This is a genomic window from Pseudomonas sp. LJDD11, from assembly GCF_024584215.1.
In the GTDB taxonomy this organism is placed as follows: Bacteria; Pseudomonadota; Gammaproteobacteria; order Pseudomonadales; family Pseudomonadaceae; genus Aquipseudomonas.
The window spans coordinates 155,634-177,809 of the sequence record NZ_JANJFL010000006.1; the positions used below are offsets into that span (position 1 = coordinate 155,634).

The 22,176-nt window shown below is 58.8% G+C and carries 20 protein-coding genes; 14 read left to right on the forward strand and 6 right to left on the reverse strand.

Translation table 11 applies throughout. The features are described from left to right. The first annotated feature begins 37 nt into the window (after positions 1-37). The 6 genes from NRB16_RS10045 to NRB16_RS10070 all read left to right on the forward strand — a co-directional run bounded on the left by NRB16_RS10045 (position 38) and on the right by NRB16_RS10070 (position 5,899). A complete protein-coding gene (locus tag NRB16_RS10045; RefSeq protein WP_173426708.1) occupies positions 38-646 on the forward strand; it encodes a tetratricopeptide repeat protein in 609 nt (202 codons plus the stop codon). Beyond that, positions 639-1,793: an outer membrane protein assembly factor BamB gene (gene bamB / locus NRB16_RS10050; protein ID WP_045482552.1), complete on the forward strand. Its 1,155-nt coding sequence runs from the start codon at positions 639-641 to the stop codon at positions 1,791-1,793. Before NRB16_RS10045 ends, bamB begins: the two co-directional genes overlap by 8 nt. Before the next feature lie 104 nt (positions 1,794-1,897). Continuing rightward, complete coding sequence (gene der / locus NRB16_RS10055; RefSeq protein WP_253116932.1) at positions 1,898-3,370, forward strand: ribosome biogenesis GTPase Der; 1,473 nt, start codon at positions 1,898-1,900, stop codon at positions 3,368-3,370. Positions 3,371-3,512: 142 nt separating this feature from the next. Continuing rightward, entirely contained in the window at positions 3,513-4,661 is a 1,149-nt protein-coding gene (locus NRB16_RS10060) for a pyridoxal phosphate-dependent aminotransferase (protein WP_045482548.1), read from the forward strand. Continuing rightward, positions 4,649-5,440: an amidohydrolase gene (locus tag NRB16_RS10065; RefSeq protein WP_257106062.1), complete on the forward strand. Its 792-nt coding sequence runs from the start codon at positions 4,649-4,651 to the stop codon at positions 5,438-5,440. Before NRB16_RS10060 ends, NRB16_RS10065 begins: the two co-directional genes overlap by 13 nt. 57 nt (positions 5,441-5,497) lie before the next feature. Beyond that, positions 5,498-5,899: a FlxA-like family protein gene (locus NRB16_RS10070; protein WP_257106063.1), complete on the forward strand. Its 402-nt coding sequence runs from the start codon at positions 5,498-5,500 to the stop codon at positions 5,897-5,899. A 108-nt stretch (positions 5,900-6,007) separates the two neighbouring features. Here the strand turns inward: NRB16_RS10070 and NRB16_RS10075 are convergent, their stop codons facing one another. The 4 genes from NRB16_RS10075 to xseA form a co-directional block, all read right to left on the reverse strand. Continuing rightward, positions 6,008-6,877 (reverse strand): oxaloacetate decarboxylase, encoded by an 870-nt coding sequence (locus NRB16_RS10075; RefSeq protein WP_253142427.1) that lies wholly within the window; start codon positions 6,875-6,877, stop codon positions 6,008-6,010. Between the two features lie 361 nt (positions 6,878-7,238). Then, positions 7,239-8,915, reverse strand: a complete 1,677-nt coding sequence (leuA, locus tag NRB16_RS10080) for a 2-isopropylmalate synthase (RefSeq protein WP_045482541.1) — start codon at positions 8,913-8,915, stop codon at positions 7,239-7,241. A gap of 323 nt (positions 8,916-9,238) precedes the next feature. Next, a complete protein-coding gene (locus NRB16_RS10085; protein WP_373568449.1) occupies positions 9,239-10,063 on the reverse strand; it encodes a peptidoglycan DD-metalloendopeptidase family protein in 825 nt (274 codons plus the stop codon). 7 nt (positions 10,064-10,070) lie between these two features. Next, positions 10,071-11,450 carry an exodeoxyribonuclease VII large subunit gene (gene xseA / locus NRB16_RS10090; RefSeq protein ID WP_257106064.1) on the reverse strand — a complete coding sequence of 460 codons (1,380 nt, stop codon included), beginning with the start codon at positions 11,448-11,450 and terminating at the stop codon, positions 10,071-10,073. 105 nt (positions 11,451-11,555) lie between these two features. Here xseA and NRB16_RS10095 point away from each other — a divergent pair, with 105 nt between their 5' ends. The 6 genes from NRB16_RS10095 (at position 11,556) to NRB16_RS10120 (ending at position 18,409) form a co-directional block, all read left to right on the forward strand. Further along, entirely contained in the window at positions 11,556-12,329 is a 774-nt protein-coding gene (locus tag NRB16_RS10095; RefSeq protein WP_257106065.1) for a sulfite exporter TauE/SafE family protein, read from the forward strand. A gap of 65 nt (positions 12,330-12,394) precedes the next feature. Beyond that, positions 12,395-12,943 (forward strand): sugar ABC transporter ATPase, encoded by a 549-nt coding sequence (locus tag NRB16_RS10100; protein ID WP_045482532.1) that lies wholly within the window; start codon positions 12,395-12,397, stop codon positions 12,941-12,943. 97 nt (positions 12,944-13,040) lie between these two features. After that, the gene (gene guaB / locus NRB16_RS10105; RefSeq protein ID WP_257106066.1) at positions 13,041-14,510 is read left to right on the forward strand and encodes an IMP dehydrogenase; all 1,470 of its coding nucleotides are present in this window, start codon (positions 13,041-13,043) and stop codon (positions 14,508-14,510) included. A 105-nt stretch (positions 14,511-14,615) separates the two neighbouring features. Beyond that, a complete protein-coding gene (guaA, locus tag NRB16_RS10110; RefSeq protein ID WP_045482526.1) occupies positions 14,616-16,193 on the forward strand; it encodes a glutamine-hydrolyzing GMP synthase in 1,578 nt (525 codons plus the stop codon). A gap of 318 nt (positions 16,194-16,511) precedes the next feature. Next, positions 16,512-17,723, forward strand: coding sequence for a site-specific integrase (locus NRB16_RS10115; RefSeq protein WP_257106116.1), 1,212 nt, complete (start codon positions 16,512-16,514; stop codon positions 17,721-17,723). Between the two features lie 125 nt (positions 17,724-17,848). After that, positions 17,849-18,409: a hypothetical protein gene (locus tag NRB16_RS10120; RefSeq protein ID WP_257106067.1), complete on the forward strand. Its 561-nt coding sequence runs from the start codon at positions 17,849-17,851 to the stop codon at positions 18,407-18,409. Positions 18,410-18,521: 112 nt separating this feature from the next. On the opposite strand, the gene NRB16_RS10125 is transcribed toward NRB16_RS10120, so the two are convergent. Both NRB16_RS10125 and NRB16_RS10130 read right to left on the reverse strand, forming a co-directional pair. Then, positions 18,522-19,247 (reverse strand): HNH endonuclease, encoded by a 726-nt coding sequence (locus NRB16_RS10125; protein ID WP_257106068.1) that lies wholly within the window; start codon positions 19,245-19,247, stop codon positions 18,522-18,524. Between the two features lie 77 nt (positions 19,248-19,324). Next, positions 19,325-20,266 (reverse strand): LuxR family transcriptional regulator, encoded by a 942-nt coding sequence (locus NRB16_RS10130; RefSeq protein WP_257106069.1) that lies wholly within the window; start codon positions 20,264-20,266, stop codon positions 19,325-19,327. Between the two features lie 91 nt (positions 20,267-20,357). Here NRB16_RS10130 and NRB16_RS10135 point away from each other — a divergent pair, with 91 nt between their 5' ends. Further along, positions 20,358-20,576 carry an AlpA family transcriptional regulator gene (locus tag NRB16_RS10135; RefSeq protein WP_257106070.1) on the forward strand — a complete coding sequence of 73 codons (219 nt, stop codon included), beginning with the start codon at positions 20,358-20,360 and terminating at the stop codon, positions 20,574-20,576. Positions 20,577-20,702: 126 nt separating this feature from the next. Continuing rightward, entirely contained in the window at positions 20,703-22,058 is a 1,356-nt protein-coding gene (locus NRB16_RS10140) for a replication protein (protein WP_257106071.1), read from the forward strand. Positions 22,059-22,176: the final 118 nt, after the last annotated feature.

Sequence of the window (22,176 nt, forward strand, 5' to 3'; positions counted from 1 at the left end):
TGGGGTGTCGCGTACCGAAGATGAAGATCTGGCAGTAATGAAGGACTGGTGGCAGCGCAACGGCAAACCCCTGGTGACTGGCGGTCTGCTGGCGTTGGTGGTGGTGTTTGGCTGGCAGTACTGGCAGAAGTATCAGGCCGCTCAGTCCTCCAACGCCTCCGTGCTCTACCAGCAACTGCTGGAAACCGCGCTGACCCCGTCGGGCGAAGCTGACCCGGCCCGAGTGGCCGAGCTGGCAGGCAAACTCAAGAACGAGTTTGGCGGTACTGCTTACGCGCAGTACGCCAGCCTGTTCGTCGCCAAGGTTGCAGTCGACACCGGTAAGCTTGATGATGCCGCAGCGGAATTGAAGCCGGTCACCGACAAACCGGCCAACGCTACGCTGGGCGAAATCGCCCGCCAGCGTCTGGCCCGTGTCCTGGCTGCGCAGAGCAAGACCGAAGAGGCTCTGAAACTGCTCACCGGCGATGCCGACAAGGCCTTCCTGGCCAGCCGCGAAGAACTCAAAGGCGACCTGCTGGTGCAACTGGGCCGTACCGATGAGGCCCATGCTGCTTATCAAAAGGCCAAGTCCGCACTGTCGCCAGACGCAGCAGTGGGTGGTCTGCAAATGAAGCTCGACGATCTGGCTAAAGGGGATGCGTGACGTGATTCGTTGGAAACATGCAGCATTGCTGGCTCTGGCCGTCATGGCCGTGGGTTGCAGCAGCAACAGCAAGAAAGAGCTGCCACCGGCCGAGCTGACCAAGTTCACCGAGGAAGTCATCCTGCAGAAGAAGTGGAGCCACTCGGTCGGCGACGGCCAGGGCAAGACTTACAACATGCTGGTGCCGGCCATCGACGGTGAGCGCATCTATGCTGCCGATGTGAACGGCGAGATCGTCGCTCTGGATCGCGAGACCGGCGCAACGCTCTGGAAGAAAGATCTCGACCTGCCGGTGTCCGGTGCTGTCGGCGTGGCTTACGGCCTGCTGACCATTGGCACCCTCAAGGGTGAGGTCGTGGCACTGGACGCCAGCAGCGGTGATGAAAAATGGCGTGCCAGGGTGACCAGCGAAGTGCTGGCGCCGCCGGCCAACAACGGTGATGTCGTGGTCGTACAGACCCAGGATGATCGCGTGATCGGCCTGGACGCCTATACTGGCTCGCAGCGCTGGATCTACGAGAGCACCCCGGCGGTACTGACCCTGCGTGGCACCAGCGCACCGCTGGTGACCAATCGCCTGGCAGTGGCCGGCCTGTCTACCGGTAAGGTCGTCGCGCTGGACATCAGCAACGGCGTACCGGTCTGGGAACAGCGTGTTGCCATTGCGCAAGGCCGTTCCGAGCTTGAGCGGGTGGTCGACATCGACGGCGGCCTGCTGCTGTCCGGTGGTACCCTGTACGTCGCCAGCTATCAGGGCCGGGTTGCCGGTCTTGATCTGGAGAGCGGCCGGGTGCTGTGGCAGCGCGATGCGTCGAGCTACGACGGTGTGGCCCAGGGCTTTGGCAGCGTTTATGTGAGCCTGGCATCCGGTACTGTCGAAGGTATCGATGAGCGCTCTTCCACGGCGCTGTGGAGCAACGAGTCGCTGGCCCGTCGTCAGCTGAGCGCGCCTGAGGTGTTCTCCAGCTACGTGGCCGTGGGTGACTTCGAAGGCTATCTGCACCTGCTCAGTCAGGTCGATGGCCGCTTCGTAGGTCGTGAGCGCATCGACAGTGATGGCCTGCGGGCACGTCCTCTGGTGGTCGGCGATACGATTTACGTGTATGGCAACAGCGGCAAGCTTGAAGCCCTGACCATCAAGCAATAAGCCCTGTTCTGCAGGGTGGCGGCACCGCGAGGTGCCCCCCTGAACTCCGGCCGCTGCCCTGCAGCGGCTTTTGTATTTTCTGAAATAACGCAGTGGAGAGCCGCATGGTTCCCGTAATCGCCCTGGTGGGTCGACCGAACGTCGGCAAGTCCACCATGTTCAACCGCCTGACCCGGACCCGCGACGCCATTGTCGGCGACCTGTCCGGTCTGACCCGTGATCGCCAATACGGAGAGGCGAAGTGGCAGGGGCACTCGTACATCCTGATCGACACCGGTGGTATTTCCGGTGACGAACACGGCATGGATGAAAAAATGGCCGAGCAATCGCTCATGGCCATCGAAGAAGCCGATGTCGTATTGTTCCTGGTCGACGCCAAGGCCGGTTACACCGCAGCCGATCAGATGATTGGCGAGCACTTGCGCAAACGCAACAAGCGCAGCTTTGTGGTGGCCAACAAGATCGACAACATCGACGAAAACCTGGCGCGCGCCGAGTTCAGCCCGATGGGCCTGGGTGACGCGATTCCGGTGGCCGGTGCCCACGGGCGCGGTATTTCGCAGATGCTGGAAATCGCGCTGCAGGGGCTGGTCTGGGACGAAGAAGAAACCGTCGACCTGGACGCCGAAGACGTCGCCGAAGGCGAGGAAGCCAAGCGCATTCCTGGCCCTAGCGAAAAAGACGGCATCAAGATCGCAATCATTGGCCGTCCGAACGTTGGCAAGTCGACCCTGGTCAACCGCATGCTCGGTGAGGACCGGGTCATCGTTTACGATCAGCCGGGCACCACCCGCGACAGCATCTACATTCCCTTCGAGCGCAACGAAGAGAAATACACCCTGATCGACACCGCCGGGGTGCGCAAGCGCGGCAAGATCCACGAGGAAGTCGAGAAGTTCTCGGTGGTCAAGACCCTGCAGGCCATCAAGGACGCCAACGTGGTGATCTTCGTGATGGACTCGCGTGAAGGCGTGGTCGATCACGATCTGAACCTGCTCGGCTTTGCCTTGGAAGCCGGTCGGGCCATTGTCATCGCGCTGAACAAGTGGGATGGCATGACCCCTGGCGAGCGCGACTACGTGAAGATCGAGCTGGAGCGCCGGTTGTTCTTCGTCGACTTTGCCGACATTCACTTCATCTCGGCGCTGCATGGCACCGGCGTGGGCAACCTGTACAAGTCGGTACAGAATGCCTTTACCTCGGCGGTCACCCGCTGGCCGACCAGCCGCCTGACCCAGATCCTCGAAGACGCGGTCAGCGATCACGCACCACCGATGGTCAACGGCCGCCGCATCAAGCTGCGCTATGCCCACCTCGGTGGCGCCAACCCGCCGATCATCGTGATTCACGGTAACCAGGTCGATGCGGTGCCCAAGTCGTACATCCGCTACCTGGAAAACACCTATCGCCGGGTGCTCAAGCTGGTCGGTACGCCGATCCGCATTGAATTCAAAGGCAGTGACAACCCGTACGAAGGCAACAAGAACACGCTCACCGACCGCCAGGTCAACAAGAAGCGTCGCTTGATGTCGCACCACAAGAAAGCCGACAAGAAACGCCGCGACAAAAAGCGCTAAAAGCAGCGGCCAGCTGCAAGCCATAAGCGGCAAGCAATAGCGGACTACGGTGTGCTTTTTCTTGTGGCTTGCAGCTTGTAGCTTGCAGCTCAAACCTGCGGTAGGGTTGGCTATTACAGCTCAACCCCAGCGCAGGCCTTCAATGATCGACAGCAAACTGCCCAACGTCGGCACCACCATCTTTACCGTCATGTCCCAGCTCGCCGCGCAAACCGGGGCGATCAATCTGTCTCAGGGTTTTCCTGATTTCGACGGCCCGCAGGCGCTGCGTGATGCGGTCGGCCGCCATGTTGCCGAAGGACGCAACCAATATTCCCCCATGACCGGCCTGCCTGCACTGCGCGAACAGGTTGCGGCCAAGATCGCCCGCAGCTACGGCGTCACGGTCAATGCTGATACCGAGATCACCATCACCCCGGGCGCTACCCAGGGGATCTTCTGCGCGGTGCAGGCGGTGATCCGGCCGGGCGATGAAGTCATCGTTTTCGACCCTTGCTACGACAGCTATGAGCCTTCTGTAGAGTTGGCCGGTGGCCGCTGTGTGCATGTGCAGCTCAATACCCGGGATTTCTCCATCGACTGGCAGCAGCTCAGCGATGCGCTAAGCCCGCGCACCCGCATGATCATCCTCAATACCCCGCACAACCCTTGTGGGGCATTGGTCAGTCGTGCCGAGCTGGACCAACTGGCAGCCTTGATCGCTGATCGCGATATTTATCTGATCAGTGATGAAGTCTACGAGCATCTGGTCTACGACGGTCTGCAGCATGTCAGCGTTCTGGCGCACGAGACGCTGTATTCCCGTGCCTTTGTGGTCAGTTCATTCGGCAAGACCTACCACGTCACCGGCTGGAAGACCGGCTACGTGGTTGCGCCACCGGCACTCACTGCTGAACTGCGCAAGGTGCATCAATATGTCAGTTTCTGTGGTGTGACCCCGTTGCAGTTTGCCCTGGCAGATTTCATGGTCGAGCACCCGGAACATGTCGAGGAGCTGCCGGCGTTCTACCAGGCCAAGCGCGATTACTTCAGTGCGCAACTGGCCGGCTCGCGTTTCAGCTTTACACCAGTGGCTGGCACCTACTTCCAGTTGGTCGATTATTCACAGATCCGTCCTGACCTGAACGATGTCGATATGGCGCTGTGGATGACCCGCGAACATGGCGTGGCGAGCATCCCTGTGTCGGTGTTCTACCAGAGCCCGCCTGAAGGGCAGCGTCTGATCCGCCTGTGTTTCGCCAAACGTGAGGAGACGCTGCGTCAGGCAGCGCAAAAGCTATGCGCGATCTGAGCAACCTGCCGCCACTGAACATCGCCCTGGTCCAGACCCGGCTGGCCTGGCATGACCCGCAGTCCAACTTCGCCCATTTCGAGGCGTTGCTCGATCAGGTGCAAAAAGCCGACCTGGTGGTGCTGCCTGAGATGTTCACCACCGGTTTCAGCATGGACTCGGCCGGCCAGGCTGAGCCGGAGCAGGGGCCTGCCGCACAGTGGTTGCTGGCCCAGGCCCGCCGCTTGCAGGCGGTGATGACCGGCAGCGTGATCGTGCGCGCCGCTGATGGCAGTCATCGCAACCGCCTGCTTTGGGCACGCCCTGACGGTGAGCTGCTGCATTACGACAAGCGCCACTTGTTCCGCATGGCGGGCGAGCATGAGCACTACACCCCCGGTGAACGGCAGGTGACCTTTGAATTGAATGGCTGGCGGATTCGTCCGCTGATCTGTTACGACCTGCGGTTTCCGGTCTGGAGCCGTGACGGTCGCGACACCGATCTGTTGCTTTACACCGCCAACTGGCCGGGCGCTCGGCGCCTGCACTGGAACCGCCTGCTGCCGGCGCGGGCTATCGAAAACCTGTGTTATGTCGCTGCAGTGAACCGGGTCGGTACGGACGGCAAGGGGCTGGCCTACACGGGCGATAGCCAAGTGCTGGACTTTCAGGGCGAATGCTTGCTGAACGCCGATGAGGGCGATGGTGTGTTTCAAGTGACCCTTGAGGGTTGTGCGCTGGCCGAGTACCGGTCCCGTTTCCCGGCTTATCTGGATGCCGACACGTTCCAGATTCAATAATTAGTTACAGTTGAGTGCATTCGCGCCGATACAGGGGCAGGGATACAGGAGCCCATCATGACCACCATCAATGCCGGTAACGTTAGCATCTACAACAGCGCCTACGCGTTGCAAAGCAAGACTCAGGCTGAAAAGATCGATTCGGCGACAGCTGAGACCTCCGAGCCCAAGAAGCTTGACGTCTCATTGGAGTCCGTCGGCACGCCTGCGTCTGGTGGTGTCTCGACTGAAAAGTTGATCCAGCAGATCAAAAAGCAGATTGAAGAGGCGCAGAAGCAACTTCAAGAGTTGCAGCAGCAACTGGCCGCCGCACAGGTAAGCAAGCAGTCCGAGGAAAACAAGGCGGTCCAGGTGGCCACGATTCAGGCCCAGATCTCGACAGTCAATTCCCAACTGAGCACTTTGCAAGGCTCGCTGCTGCAACTGGTATCTCAAGGCCTGGTCAACACCAAAGCCTGAATTGCCTGAATTGCCTGAGTGCTGCAAGAGCGGCTTCAGCTGCGAAAGATGCATGTAAAAAAGCCTCCGGCTCTTACGAGACGGAGGCTTTTTAATGAGTCTTGGCGGTTACTCGTTCACGTCCATGAACTTCTTGGCCCACTGCACATAGTCTTCCGGCTGAGTGTAGGTGTGGGTCAGTTCGGTCGCGCTCATTTCACTGGTCTTGCAGGTGATCTGGCGCTGCGCGCGCAGGCTGTCGTAGGTGGCCTTGATCGCCGCGAAATAGGCCGCGTGGCCATCGACGCACACCCGTACGCCCATCTCTGCCAGACGCTGGTTGTCGAGCAGCTCAGGGTTGCCGTAGGTGACCAGCATCAGCGGCACGCTGATGCCTTCGGAGATCTGCGCCAGATGATCGAAGTCGCGCACCCCGACGATGGTAATGCCGTCCACACCGGTCGCTTGGTACTGCTGCATGCGGTCGATGGTCTCGGCGACAGGCAGGATGCCGGCATTGGTGCGGGCGAAGATCGACAGCTCAGGATCTACCCGGGCCTCCAGTGCCGCGCGCATCTTGCCCACGCCTTCACCTACCGAGATCAAATCGGTGGACTTGCGGCCAAATTGCGCTGGCAGCAGGGTGTCTTCGATGGTCAGGGCTGCCACACCGGCACGCTCCAGTTCGATCACGGTACGCATGACATTCAGCGCATTGCCGTAGCCGTGGTCTGCGTCGGCGATGAATGGCAGTTCAGCCACGCGACCAATGCGGGTGGCTTGCTCGACGAACTCGCTCAGAGTAATCAGCGCGAAATCCGGAGCGGCCAGCACTTGCAGCGACGCGACGGAGCCGCCGAGGATGCCGACTTCAAAGCCGAGATCAGCGGCGATGCGGGCCGACATGGGGTCGAACACCGAGGCGGTGCGGTAGCAGGAACTGGAGGAGGTCAGCGCGCGGAAGCTGCGGCGCAGATCTTGATGGGAAGCCTTGGGCATAGTCGCTCCATACAGGGCAGGGTCAGCCGGGCAGCAGCGGGGCTGACGGTTTTTCTCAATGCACGGTGAGTCGCTCCGTGCAGGATTCTCGTCTGAAAATCAATGCTGGGTCGTCGTGGTAATCAGGAGTGAAGTACAGCGAAGAGGCAAGTTCAAAGCCGGAATGCTGACCGGAGTGGCCAGAGGCTTATGCCTGAATCGTTTAAGGCCGCAATGCTATCACAGCGTTTTGCCGTGTCTTATGCCGAATCTGCGGGGGGTATGCGGGAAATGCAACTTGCACAAAATAAGGGCGTAATGCCCGGCGGATTTCGCCCAAAGCACCAATGAGGTGCATTTTGGGCGAGATCCAGGGCGCTTATCAGGCTGCTACAGGCTTGGCCGGGGTCTGGCTCAGCGAGCGGTTAAGGGCGCTGAACAGGGCACGGAAGCTGGCCGTGGTGATATTTTCGTCGATGCCTACGCCGTGCACCGCGCGTTCGCCATTCACCCGCAGTTCGATGTAGGCAGCGGCCTTGGCAGTGGTGCCGGCACCGATCGAGTGCTCGTTGTAGTCCATGATCTCGACCTTGACTGGCAGGCTGGAAACCAGCGCTTCCAGAGCGCCGTTGCCTTTGCCTTTCCAGTGATGGGTCTCGTCATTGACGTTGACTTCGGCATCCACCGCGCTGGTGTTGTTCTCCTCCTGCAAGCGATGGCTGATCAGCGCGTAAGGCTTGTTGGCCTGCAGATATTCACGCTTGAACAGCGCGTAGATCTGTTGCGCCGTCATTTCCAGGCCCAGACGGTCGGTTTCACCCTGAACGACCTGGCTGAACTCGATCTGCATGCGGCGTGGCAGGGAGATGCCGTATTCCTGCTCCAGCAGGTAAGTGATGCCGCCTTTGCCGGACTGGCTGTTGACGCGGATGACAGCTTCGTAGCTGCGACCGATATCGGCCGGGTCGATTGGCAGGTACGGTACTTCCCACAGGGTGTCGTCTTTCTGCTGAGCGAAGCCCTTGCGGATGGCGTCCTGGTGCGAGCCGGAGAACGCGGTGTGAACCAGGTCACCGACGTATGGGTGGCGTGGGTGGACCGGAATCTGGTTGCACTCTTCGACCACCTTGCGGATCCCGTCGATGTCGGAGAAGTCCAGTTCAGGGTTGACGCCCTGGGTGTAGAGGTTCAGGCCCAGGGTCACCAGGTCGACGTTACCAGTGCGCTCGCCGTTACCGAACAGGCAGCCTTCGACACGATCGGCACCGGCCATCAGGCCCAGCTCGGTGGCGGCTACGCCGGTGCCACGGTCGTTGTGGGTGTGCAGGCTGATCAGCACGCTGTCGCGGCGATTGACGTTGCGGCAGAACCACTCGATCTGGTCGGCATAGACATTCGGCGTCGAGACTTCAACGGTGGCCGGCAGGTTGAGGATGATCTTGTGCTCGGGGGTCGGGTTCCAGACTTCGATGACCGCGTCGCAGACTTCTTTGGCGAATTCCAGCTCGGTGGCGCTGAAGGTCTCTGGCGAGTACTCGAAGCTCCACTGGGTTTCTGGCTGCTGGGCGGCGTATTTGACGAACAGCTTGGCGGCATTGACCGCGATGTCTTTGACGCCCTGTTTGTCCTGATTGAAGACAATCCGGCGGAACGACGGGCTGGTGGCGTTGTACAGGTGAACGATGGCCTTCTTGGCGCCGCGCAGCGACTCGAATGTCCGGGCGATCAGGTCTTCACGCGCCTGGGTCAGCACCTGAATGGTGGTGTCGTCGGGGATGTGGCCGTCTTCGATCAGGGTGCGCACGAAGTCGAAGTCGGTCTGCGAAGCGGCCGGGAAGGCGGCTTCGATTTCCTTGACGCCGACGCTGACCAGGGTCTTCCAGAAACGCAGCTTCTTGGCCGAGTCCATTGGCTCGATCAGCGACTGGTTGCCATCACGCAGGTCGGAGCTGCACCAGATCGGCGCGCTGGTGATGGACTTCGAAGGCCAGGTGCGATCAGGCAGGTCGATGGTCGGGAACGCACGGTACTTCTTCGAAGGGTCTTTGAGCATGGTCATCGGGTTAATCCTTGTACTGATATCGGCCGAAAAGAGGCGGCCAGCCATAGGTAATGCGAATGCAGGCAGGGGCGAGGTCAGGCAGTCAGGCCTGGCAGTCGTGCGCTGACCAGGTCCAGGCAGGCGTGCTGGCGCAGCAGGATGAGGGTGTGAGAGATTTTCATGCGGTCAAACGTACCCATTGGGGTAAAACTTGGCAAGCACTTGAAAAAAATTGATAGGAATCCTCGCATGCTCTCGTTGTACGAGTTTTCATGGCGAGAATTCCGCGGTTTTTGAATTTTAATTGTTGCGTCCGTTCTGGTCGCGCAACTCAGTCAGGCTCAGGGCTCGAACGCACCGATGAAGATCGCCGGATCCACCCGCGCATCATTGAGGCTGACGTTCCAGTGCATGTGTGGGCCCGTCGCACGGCCTGTGGCGCCGACCTTGCCGACCACGCCACCCCGTGCAACTGCGTCGCCGACCTTTACATCGATCTTCGACAGGTGGCAGAACATGCTGATGAAGCCTTGGCCATGGTCGACGAATACCGTCTGGCCATTAAAGAAGTAATCACCGGTCAGAATCACTTTGCCTGCCGCCGGGGACTTGATCGGTGTGCCAGCCGGCACGGCGAAGTCCAGGCCCGAGTGCGGGTTGCGTTCTTCACCGTTGAAGAAGCGGCGTACGCCAAAGCGGCTCGACAGTGGGCCGTTGACCGGCTTGTCGAGCATCAGGTTGCTCGGCGTGCCTGGGCTGAAGCTGAGGTAGGCACGCAGTTGTTCGGCCAGTTCGCGCTCATAGCGTTTGGTCTGCTCGGGGTCCGGGGTGACCTTGCTCTGGTCTTTCAGGGTAATGCGCTGTTCCTTGTATTTCTTGCTGCCCACGGTGAAGGGCAGGGTGCGACCGCCGCTGAGTATTTGCTGGCTACCGGGCTTGACCGTCAATGGGATGCCGACGATGGCCAGCCAGCGAGCGTCCTGCTCGCGCACCACCAGCACCGGTTTACCCTGATAAGTGGCTTTGGGTGCCTGGGCGGCGTTGCCCAGATCGATCACTGCCACGCCTCCGGGCACGGGTTTGTTGAGCATGCGGGCGATATAACTGTCGGCCTGGGCGGGCAGGCAGATCAGCAGGGCAAGCAGCGGTGCAATAAAACGTAGCATCGGCAGGTCAGTCCAGAAGGGAAAGGGTTACGGGCGTGAGGTGGTTGTCTTCGACACGCACTTGCAGTTCGCCCTCGCTCAGTCGCGCGGTGAGGCGCTGGCCGGTGTGGGTCTGGTCGGCTTTGCGAATCGCCTGGCCGCGCTCGTCGAGCAGGATGCTGTAGCCGCGCCCCAGGGTTGCCAGCGGGCTGACCACCTGCAGGGTCTGCACCTGGCTTTGCAACTGCAGTCGACGGGTTTTGATCTGTTCACGTATCGCCCGTGGCAGTCGCACGGCCAGGCTATCGAGGCGCTGGCGCAGAAAGCCCAGCGTGCGTCCGGGGTGCTGCGCGGCCAGCCGGCTTTGCAGGTGCGCGACCTGCAATTGCTGCTTGTGCATGTGCTGCTCGAAGGCGCGGCGCATGCGCATGTCCAGCTCGTCGAGGCGTTGCGCCTGTTGGCGCAGGCGCTCGCCGGGGTGGCGCAGGCGGCGTGACAGGCCATCAAGTTTGAGCTGCTCACGCATCAGTTTTTCCCGCATGCGGCTGAGCAGGCGGCGTTGCAGGTTTTCGACCCGGCGCAGCAAGTCGCTGGAGTCCGGGGCCAGCAGTTCGGCGGCAGCCGATGGCGTCGGTGCGCGCACATCTGCGACAAAGTCGCTGATCGACACATCGGTCTCGTGACCCACGGCGCTGACAATCGGTGTGACACAGGCAGCAATCGCTCGCGCCACCGGTTCTTCGTTGAAGCACCAGAGGTCTTCCAGCGAGCCGCCGCCACGGGCCAGGATCAAAGCGTCGAAGCCGCCCCGGTCGGCCAGTTGCAAAGCGCGGACAATCTGCCCGATGGCCTCGCGACCCTGCACGGCGGTCGGGACCAGGATCAGCTCGACCTGCGGCGCCCGGCGGCGGAACACACTGATAATGTCGCGGATCACCGCGCCGGTGGGCGAGGTGATGATGCCAATGCGCTGGGGATGCTGGGGCAGGGCGCGCTTGCGGTCGGTGCTGAACAGGCCTTCTTCGTCCAGCTTGTTTTTCAGCGCTTCGAACGCCAGGCGCAATGCTCCGTCCCCGGCTGGCTCTACGGTGTCGAGAATCAGCTGATAGTCGCCGCGGCCTTCATATAAGGAGACCTTGCCGCGCACTTTGACCTGCAGGCCGTCTTTCAGCGCCTGGCGGACCCGTGCGGCATTCTGGCGAAACAGCGCGCAACGGACTTGAGCGCTGGAATCCTTGAGGGTGAAGTAGACATGGCCCGAGGCCGGGCGCGAGAGGTTGGAAATCTCGCCTTCGACCCAGATGCCAGTGAACACGTCTTCGAGCAATACCCGGGCGCGGCCGTTGAGCTGGCTGACAGTAAGGACTTCCCGGTCCAGGCCGAGTCTTGCAAAAGGGTCTTTGATCATGGCTGGCATCATAAAGCGATTTGCCTGCTAACCACCACTGGCGGTTTCCGGGCGGGTGACGTTATATAGAAAAGAATAAGACGTAACAGGGAGTTTCATGCGGTGATGGAGCAGGTAATCGAGTGGTTCTCTGTCTTGGGCCTGACGCCGCTGGGCTGGCTGTGCATCGAACTGACGGTGGTGGGGGCCTACGTCGTGTTCGGTATCGCCGGGTTTGGCACGGCGCTGGTGGCAGGTCCGGTGCTGATTCACTTCATGCCGCTGTCGCGGATCATTCCGCTATTGGTCGTGCTGGATTTCATCGCTGCCTTGGGCAACCTGTTGCCAGCCCGGCGGTCAGTGGTCAAGAGTGAACTGCTGCGCTTGCTGCCATGCATGGCGGTGGGTTGCACGCTGGGTGTGCTGTTTCTGCTCAACCTCAAATCCGACGTGCTGCTGTTGTTGATGGGCCTGTTTGTGACCGCTTATGCGCTGTACAGCCTGATGGTCAAGGTGCGGCCCACGCAACTGGCGGCTGGCTGGGCGGTGCCGATGGGCACGGTGGGCGGGTTGTTCGGGGCGTTGTTCGGCAGTGGCGGTTTTCTTTATGCCATCTACCTCAATGCTCGGCTGACCTCCAAGGAGCAGGCCCGTGCGACTCAGGGGGCCTTGATCAGTTGCAGTACCGTGGTGCGCCTTGGCTTATTCGTGATCGCCGGGGTCTATGCCGAACTATCGCTGCTGGTGCTGGCCGTTTGTCTGCTGCCGGCCATGTTGATCGGTTCGTGGATAGGGCGCGGGATTACCATGAAACTGTCGCGTGAGGCATTTGTCAGGCTGATCACCTGGCTGGTGTTGATCAGCGGCATTGCCTTGCTGGTGCGTTACTTCAGCGGCTGATGCTTGACCTGCTGCGACGGGCGATTAAGCTGCCGCCCCCGATTGATCTTGAGTGACCGCGTGCCATGAACAGCCAGAGCATCATCGTCCCGCAAATCTCCAGCTTTCCGCTGCACGAGCTCAAGGCCCGCCAGGCACTGCGCTGGCTGGTCAAGCTGAACGTGGTCGAGCCAGAACTGAGCACCTGTGGGCGCACCGGTAACCGCATGGCCTATGCCATTGCCGCCGGGGCGCGCAACGTGGTGGACAATCCCGATGCATTGCCGTTCGGCGAGCCGGTCAACGGTCTGGAGATCGTTACCAAGCGCTGCATCTATACACCGCTGGACGGGTTTGCCGAAGAAGCCGGCTGCGCCGAGTGCCGCCAGGAGGTCGGCGAAGCGCTGTTCGAAAGCCTGGAAGACTGGATGCCGGGGCATACCGACAACTTCACCTGCCCGCTGTGTGGTCATGAAGACGACATCAATGGCTTTCTGTTTCTTGACCCCTGCGGCTTTTCCAATCTGGGCTTTATCTTCAACAACTGGCTGGCCGCCGGCTTCAAGCAAAGCTTTCTCGATGACTTTGCTGCACGGCTGGACCGCAAGGTGGCCTGGGTGAAGGTGCGTTTGTAATACCGATCGTAAAACAGGCCAAGTTTTTGCATTGAGCCTGCTTGTGTGTACAGGTATAATGGCGCGCTTCCAATTTTCCCGCTCGGGAGCCCCCGCGATGCTGCGTATCAGTCAAGAAGCCCTAACCTTTGACGACATTCTCCTTGTACCCGGTTATTCCGAGGTACTGCCCAACGAAGTCAGTCTCAAGACCCGTTTGACCCGTGGCATCGAGCTGAATATTCCGTTGGTCTCCGCAGCCATGGACACCGTCACTGAAGCCCGTCTGGCCATCGCCATGGCTCAGGAAGGCGGTATCGGCATCATCCACAAGAACATGACCATTGACCAGCAGGCTGCTGAAGTGCGCAAGGTCAAGAAATTCGAAGCCGGTGTAGTCAAGGACCCGATCACCATCGAGGCCGACGCCACTGTGCGCGATCTGTTCGACCTGACCCGCCAGCACAACATCTCCGGTGTGCCGGTACTGCACAACGGCGACCTGGTCGGTATCGTCACCTCCCGCGACGTGCGTTTCGAAACCCGTCTGGACATCCCGGTGCGTGAAGTCATGACGCCCAAAGAGCGTCTGGTCACCGTGCGTGAAGGCGCTGACAAGAACGAAGTGCGTGAGCTGCTGCACAAGCACCGTCTTGAAAAAGTCCTGATCGTCGACGGCAAGTTCGCCCTCAAGGGCATGATGACCGTCAAGGACATCGAAAAAGCCAAAGCCTACCCGCTGGCCAGCAAGGACGACCAGGGTCGTCTGCGCGTTGGCGCGGCAGTCGGCACCGGCAAAGACACCGGCGAGCGCGTAGCCGCGCTGGTGGCGGCAGGCGTTGACGTGGTTGTCGTCGACACCGCCCATGGTCACTCCAAAGGCGTGATCGACCGCGTACGCTGGGTCAAGGAAAACTACCCGCAGGTGCAGGTCATCGGTGGCAACATCGCCACTGGCACTGCCGCCAAGGCGCTGGTCGCCGCCGGCGCTGACGCGGTCAAGGTCGGCATCGGCCCGGGCTCGATCTGCACCACCCGTATCGTGGCTGGTGTCGGCGTGCCGCAAATCAGCGCCATTGCCAACGTTGCCGAAGCGCTGGAAGGCACTGGCGTGCCACTGATCGCCGACGGCGGCATCCGTTTCTCCGGTGACCTGTCCAAGGCCATCGTGGCCGGCGCCTCTGCCGTGATGATGGGTTCGATGTTCGCAGGTACTGAAGAAGCACCAGGCGAGATCGAGCTGTTCCAGGGCCGCTCCTACAAGGCCTACCGTGGTATGGGCTCGCTGGGCGCCATGTCCCAGGCCCAAGGGTCTTCGGACCGTTACTTCCAGGATTCCTCGGCCGGTGCCGAGAAGCTGGTTCCGGAAGGCATCGAAGGCCGTGTGGCCTACAAAGGTTCGCTGGCAGCCATCATCCATCAACTGATGGGCGGCCTGCGCTCCTCGATGGGCTACACCGGCAGCGCCAACATCGAAGAAATGCGCACCAAGCCTGAGTTCGTCCGCATCACCGGTGCCGGCATGGCCGAGTCCCACGTGCATGACGTACAGATCACCAAAGAAGCGCCTAACTACCGCGTTGGTTGATCGGGCAGGCAACGTGGCCAGTGCTGCGTTGCCGCCTAGCGAATTTTGTAGCCGGGGCTGTTTTCGCAGCCCCGTGTCGTTTCTGTTTTTTGACGAGAATGAGCCATGGCCCTCGACATTCACGCCCACCGTATCCTGATCCTCGACTTCGGTTCCCAGTACACCCAGCTGATTGCCCGCCGCGTGCGTGAGATCGGCGTGTACTGCGAACTGCATCCGTTCGACATGGACGACGCGGCGATTCGCGAATTCGCACCGAACGGCATCATCCTGGCCGGCGGCCCGGAATCGGTCCACGAGGCCAACAGCCCGCGTGCCCCGCAAGCGGTGTTCGACCTCAACGTGCCGCTGCTGGGCATCTGCTACGGCATGCAGACCATGGCCGAGCAACTGGGCGGTCGTGTCGAAGGTTCCGACCTGCGTGAATTCGGTTACGCCCGTGTCGACGTGGTCGGCAAGGCGCGCCTGCTCGACGGTATCGAAGACCACGTAGACGCCGACGGCGTGCTGGGTCTGGACGTGTGGATGAGCCACGGCGACAAGGTCACCGAAATCCCGGCCGGCTTCCACGTGCTGGCCAGCACTCCTAGCTGCCCGATCGCCGGCATGGCCGACGACACCCGTGGCTACTACGGCGTGCAGTTCCACCCGGAAGTGACCCACACCAAGCAGGGCGGTCGCATCCTGTCGCGCTTCATTCTCGACATCTGCGGCTGTGAAGCGCTGTGGACGGCATCGAACATCGTTGAAGACGCCATCGCTACCATTCGCGCCCAGGTCGGCACCGACAACGTCCTGCTGGGCCTGTCCGGCGGTGTTGACTCCTCCGTGGTTGCGGCCCTGCTGCACAAGGCCATCGGCGATCAGTTGACCTGCGTATTCGTCGACAACGGCCTGCTGCGCTTGCACGAAGGCGAGCAAGTGATGGCCATGTTTGCCGAAAACATGGGTGTCAAAGTGATCCGCGCCAACGCCGAAGAGCAGTTCCTGAACAACCTGGCCGGCGAAGCGGACCCGGAGAAAAAGCGCAAGATCATCGGCCGCACCTTCATCGACGTGTTCGATGCCGAGTCTGCCAAACTGCACAACATCAAGTTCCTGGCTCAGGGCACCATCTACCCCGACGTCATCGAGTCGGCTGGCGCCAAGAGCGGCAAGGCTCATGTGATCAAGTCGCACCACAACGTCGGTGGCCTGCCTGAGGAAATGAACCTCAAACTGGTCGAGCCGCTGCGCGAGCTGTTCAAGGACGAAGTCCGCCGTCTGGGTCTGGAACTGGGCCTGCCGTACGACATGGTCTACCGTCACCCGTTCCCGGGTCCGGGCCTGGGCGTACGTATCCTCGGTGAAGTGAAGAAGGAATACGCCGACCTGCTGCGTCGCGCTGACCATATCTTCATCGAAGAACTGCGCAAGGCCGACTGGTACCACAAAGTCAGCCAGGCCTTCGTCGTGTTCCAGCCGGTCAAATCGGTTGGCGTGGTCGGCGATGGCCGCCGTTACGCCTGGGTCGTGGCCCTGCGCGCAGTAGAAACCATCGACTTCATGACTGCACGTTGGGCACACCTGCCTTACGAACTGCTGGAAACCGTCAGCGGGCGAATCATCAACGAGATCGACGGTATCTCCCGCGTGACCTACGACGTGTCGAGCAAGCCGCCGGCAACGATTGAGTGGGAATGATCCCGCGTCTGGCACTGCCAGGAATGATCTAGCAAAAATGTCTTGAAGCCCGTCTTGAAGCCCGCGTAATTGCGGGCTTTTGGCTTTTTGGGTCTGGCAAATTCAGGTAGCGTTCTGCATCGCCAAGCATAGTTTTTGTGTGGCACGATATGGGGTATTGATTGCATCTAATGCCATGCATGAAGCTCAATACCATGTTCCTTGCCCCCATGCTGACATGGTATCGAGCTGGCCCAAAGGCCCGGTTTTACTGGGGATCGACCCCATTTTTCCGCGCTTTTCAGAGCATGGTATTTTTTCATGGAAATAGTGGAAGCCATGCTCACCGATACCAAGCTTCGAAATCTCAAGCCCCAGGACAAGCTCTACAAGGTGATTGACCGTGACGGCTTGTACGTGGCCGTCACCCCAGCCGGCTCAATCTCCTTTCGCTACAACTACTCCATCAACGGCCGGCAGGAGACCATCACCTTCGGTCGTTACGGCTTAGGAGGGATCACTCTGGCAGAGGCTCGCGAGCGGCTAGGGGAGGCGAAGAAGATGGTCGCCGCTGGCAAGTCTCCAGCTAAGGAAAAAGCGCGTGCGAAGGCGCGCACGAAGGGTGCTGAGACTTTTGATGCTTGGGCTGAAAAATGGCTGCGCGGTTACCAGATGGCGGACTCGACGCGAGACATGCGTCGATCAGTCTACGAGCGTGAGTTGAAGCCGAAATTTGGCAATCAGAAGCTGGTCGAAATCACCCATGAGGATCTGCGTGCGCTGACGGATGCCATAGTGGAGCGGGGTGCCCCTGCAACCGCCGTCCATTCACGGGAGATCGTGCTGCAAGTCTTCCGTTGGGCCATTGAGCGTGGCCAGAAGGTTGAAAACCCTGCCGATCTGGTACGGCCTGCCAGCATCGCGAAATTTGAGCCGCGCGACCGTGCGTTGACGCCCGATGAAATTGCGCTGATGTACCAGTACATGGACAGAATCGGCACTGCGACTTCGGTTCGCGCAGCGGCCAAACTCCTACTGCTGACAATGGTACGCAAGAGCGAACTGACCAACGCGACGTGGAGTGAGATCAATTTCAGCGAGGCGCTGTGGACGATCCCCAAAGAGCGGATGAAGCGTCGTAACCCTCATTTGGTGTTTCTGTCCCAGCAGGCATTGGATTTCTTCATCGCGTTGAAAACCTTGGCAGGAGGTTCGGACTACGTTTTGCCGTCACGCTACGACTCTGATTTGCCAATGAGTGCGGCCACGATCAACCAGGTACTCACGCTCACTTATCGCCTTGCCCAAAAGGAAGGGGTGCCGCTAGGCAAATTCGGTCCTCACGACTTGCGACGCACGGCCAGCACGCTCTTGCATGAGGCTGGCTACAACTCCGATTGGATCGAGAAGTGTCTTGCACACGAGCAGAAAGGTGTGCGTGCTGTCTACAACAAGGCCGAGTATCGGGATCAGCGTCGTGCGATGTTGCAGGATTGGGCGGATATGATTGATGAATGGACGCTTAGTAAACCTCGGAAAACAAATGGGTAGCTTCCCGCCGCCGAACACTCACTGGCACCAAGATGAAACGCTGAGGCGTGCTTCTGACCTGCAGTCGTCGCGCTAATGATGGCTTTGTGCTAGCGTGGCCATTCATAAGCTAGGAAGCTCTACTGATGGCTACATACTATCATGTTGACAATGCTGGTCTTCTAAAAACCGGCATGGAGATCAAACTTGACGGAAATAATCGATCAAGATTCGGGGAGGTTTACCAGCCCTTTTTTAAAATAATTGGCGCTGATGAAATTGGTCCAGGTTTGCCTAGATTGGTGGAAACGCTGCCACCGCCTCATTATAGAGAATTTTTCCTAGAGCTTTTTAGGTTGCATGATCCTGAACTTTTGCACTTAAAAAACAAATCTAGGCTTAATTGTTTTTTTGCTACCAAAACAATCGATGACGCTAAAAAGTATAAGTTGCGCAGTCAAAGTAGTACTCCAGAGAGGATATTTGAAATCCATACGGAAAGTGAGGTTCAAATTCTTGATATGACGTGGCTTGATCAAGAGTTTCCTAGGGACATGAATGCGTTTGCATATTATTACCGCCAGTATTGGAAAGGTGCTCGAATCGATCAGGATCCTCATTTGGCAAGCCACGAAAAGCGTGGAACATTTTTAGAAGTTCTTATCAGTGACGATTTTATTGTTGGTGAAATGGTTTCTGAAATTTAGTGTGCATGGTTAGCGCTTTGTGCGGCTGGAAGTAAAATCGATCAGCGGTCGTCTTTCAGGCGCCCGCTCATCGAGCTATCTGGAGTGTTAGGGGCAGGCTGGGACCTGCCAATTATGGACGAACAATACTTACGATGTGTCCGCTGATCTGGCAGCCATATTCATGCTGTAGCTGGTACAGTAACCTCCCAACCTTTATCCGAAGTACTTCAAGGTAAGAGAACAGACCGCTTGGATCTTTCGAGTTTTCGTTCATGACTTCCCGGAAAGCGTTAATCAAATTATTGCAGATATCTTTAAGTCGCTTGTCAAGATCAATGTCGCGCAAATGTCGCATTAGCTTTAACCTGATCTGGTCAATTGACTTGAGAGCGAACACTGTATTTTCCATGGCAGCTGGCTGAAACATCACGCCTTTATGAGCGAGAGTGTCGACGATATCCTGCGCAATTTTCTTGCTCAAGCTGAATCTTCGCACTAGCGGGAGGGGGCTGCGATGTGTCTTTAACAAAACCTCCATCAGTTCCTCGTGGCTCTGCTTCCATTTAAAAAGTTCGTCCTCGTGGTAATCTATTCCATTGTTCTTATCGATTAAGGTATGGCATGCAACGCAAAGCCAAATTCCATTTTTATCACTTTCAATAATTTCTTTGTCCATGATTTTATAGCGTGCTGCGCCGGGCTTCTCTCCCAAAATATGAGCGGCCTCTCCCTTTTTGGTTTTTAGATGTGGGTCGGAGGATGCAGGGCCGATTGTGAGCACATTGCAATCTGGATTGTTACAGATGTAACCTGAGCGATAGGCCAGAAGATCCGCAACTTTTGGTTTGAACGCCATGTAATTTCCAAGGGTTGGTTGAACTTAATTTTTTAATAATAAATCGGCGCAAGGCAGTGCCAGACGCTTAGACGTGCTCACGCTGTCGGAAGTCGAAAGCTATCAGGGATTGAGCGAAGGGCTTTAGATACTGCTTGGCGCTCGATCTCCAGTCTGCGAGCAATTTCTGACTGGTTGAAGCCGAACTCTTGCAGTACGAGGATTTGCTTTCTTCGGTCTGTCAGCTTCATGTCCACCATTAGTCGAGCGAGATTTCTTAGCTCAGCTTCGTCCGCTAGGTGCAGGGTTTGGCTAAGCATGTATCGAAAGATATACGCGTCGACGAGCTCGTCACCTGACTTTGCCTTAGGCTCTGCTCGTATAGCGCATTGTCTGCTCAATCTGGCCAGCTCTAGGTCGAACTGCGCTATAGATCTCATTGCTTGCCTGTATGCCGGGTTCCAGCGTCCATCTAGTGTCTTTGGGCGGTGGGTGGTGCAGTACAGGTTGCTCAGGCGTAGGTGTTCATCAAGGTCACGCTGACCCTCACCTTCTGCGAACGATGCCAGCTCTGCTCGCGTGCCGCAGAATCTACAGAAACCCTTCAAGCGTTGACCGTTCAAACCGCCCATATCCTTGTTAGACGGCTGCTTGCGCTTACATGCCAGCACCAATTCTATCAACGTCTCAAGCGTCGCAATGAAGCGGCGATCATCTCCCGACTGCTTGTCGTGGGTCAGAACAAAGCCTCGTAGCAGTTGACGCTGTAGGCGGACCATAGCGGCAACGCCAACCAGCTGCATAATCGTGCTGAACGCTACGTTTGTTCCTGCTCCAGGTAGATGGCCCTGATAACGCGATGGAAGCGTTTCGGCATATGCCGCCACGGCAGGGTCGATAAGCTCTTCCACCAGACGAACGATCGGATAGCGTTTAGATGCTGTGGAGTAGGGCTCCCAGCGATCAAGGAATCGGTGTAGGGCCTCTGTGAGGGAGGCGTCACACCCCTCCCAAATAGCTATGGTCGTTTGTTTTTTCATGTCAACCATTCTAGCCAATCATTCTGTCGAAGCAATAGGCACCTAAAGGCACGATCAGGCACACATTCGCTGTGACTGGTAGGACCTAGCTATGCATCCATCGAGCAAAAAACTCATCGACAAAAAGACACTCCTGGCGATGATCCCGCTATGTGAGCGCACGATCTATAACTTTGAAATGAAGGGTAAATTTCCACGTCGAATTGCGGTGAGTAGCCGCAAGGGCGTGTGGGATTTAGCCGAGGTAGAGGAGTGGATTGATACATGCAGGGAGTCCGGCCCCGCTCCTAGGCCAGGACTGGCAGTCTGAGCGGTGGGGGGCAGGCCTGAGACAAGGTCGATATCGCGTCCTTACTCAGACACTGCAAACGCTCTGGTAGAGCTGAATAGCGCAAGTTCACAGCTTGCGCTATTCAGTTCTCAGGACGAAGCGCAGATGTACCACGATAGGACGAGAGCCGGTTTTTTTTCGTTGCTCGTCGACTACCGAGGTGAAAAGCGCCAGTCTTCTCATCGCTTGGCTGATATGCCAAAAGTACTCGATTTGTTGGACAAAAAGCGTGACGCGTGGATGTCCCAAGCTGAGTTCATTCGGCCCAATAGGCGAGTCGTCAACCTCCTGCGGCTTGGCCTGCTGTTTGCCGACCTCGACACTTACCGGGTGCCTGCGCTGGCCGGGCGCACGCCTGAAGCACTGGCGGCATCTGTACTGTATTTTTGCGGCGAGGAAGGTTTGCCGTCGCCGTCCGTGCTGATTTACAGCGGCCGTGGAATACAGGCCAAGTGGCTGCTGGATGGCACGATTCCGCGTCAGGCCCTGCCGCGTTGGAACGCCTGCCAGCGCTATCTTGTTCATCGCCTCGCGCACGTCGGCGCTGACCCGATGGCCAAAGACGCCAGCCGCGTGCTGCGCACCGTGGAGACGGTCAATAGCAAGAGTGGGGAAGTCTGTCGCGTGGTTCATGTCCAGAGCGGCGCAGACGGCGAACCGATCCGCTACAACTTCGAGTATCTGGCCGAGGCGCTGCTACCGGCGGCACGCTGGACAATCGAGCAGCAGCGGCAGGAACAGGCCGAACAGCGCGAGCGGCGCGCCACGAAAAAGCCTTTCCTTCTGGTGCCCGGCGGCAAGGCTGACAATCTGCGCGGGTTCTCCGGCAGACAGCTTGCCTGGGACCGCCTCGAAGACCTGCGCAAGCTCGCTGAGCTGCGCGGCGGCGTCAGCGAAGGCAGCCGGATGCAGCACTTGTTTTGGCGGCTGAATTTCCTGCTGCTGTCAGGGGCGACCAACAGCAATCAGATGTACCACGAGGCGGCCGCGCTGGCCCGCGAGCTTGACCCGCAATGGAATAGCCGCTCGAAAGAGCTTATGACGCTGTTCAGCAAGGCCAAAGCCTATGAGGCCGGGGAAAAGATTAGCTTTGGTGGTAAGGACTACGCGCCGCTCTACACGCCGCGAAACGACACGCTTATCAACCTGTTCGGGATCACCACCGACGAACAGCGTCAGCTTAAAACCATCGTCAGCCAGGCCGAGGCCGCGGAACGGCACAGGAAGCGCGAGGAATGCCGCAGACGCGCTTCCGGTGCGGTAGACCGGGAAACCTACCTTGAAACTGCGAAATCCAAGCAGGCGAAGGCACAGTCCCTCAGGCGCGAGGGCTTGAGCGTGCGGGCCATCGCTAAGCAAATGGCTGTATCAGTCATGGCGGTTTCTAGATACATAAACGCACCGGCGAGTCAGTGTACCAAGTCCGTGCGTATTACTAATGGCGAAGCCCCCGCGCATTAGACGGTGTCCTGTCCGAGCTGATGGTCAAGGTGTTCAAAGTCCGTGCGTATTACTAATTGCAGAGTCTTCCGCACTTTTGATCAAAGCTGTCTGGGGGGCGTCGTTCTGATGGAGTACC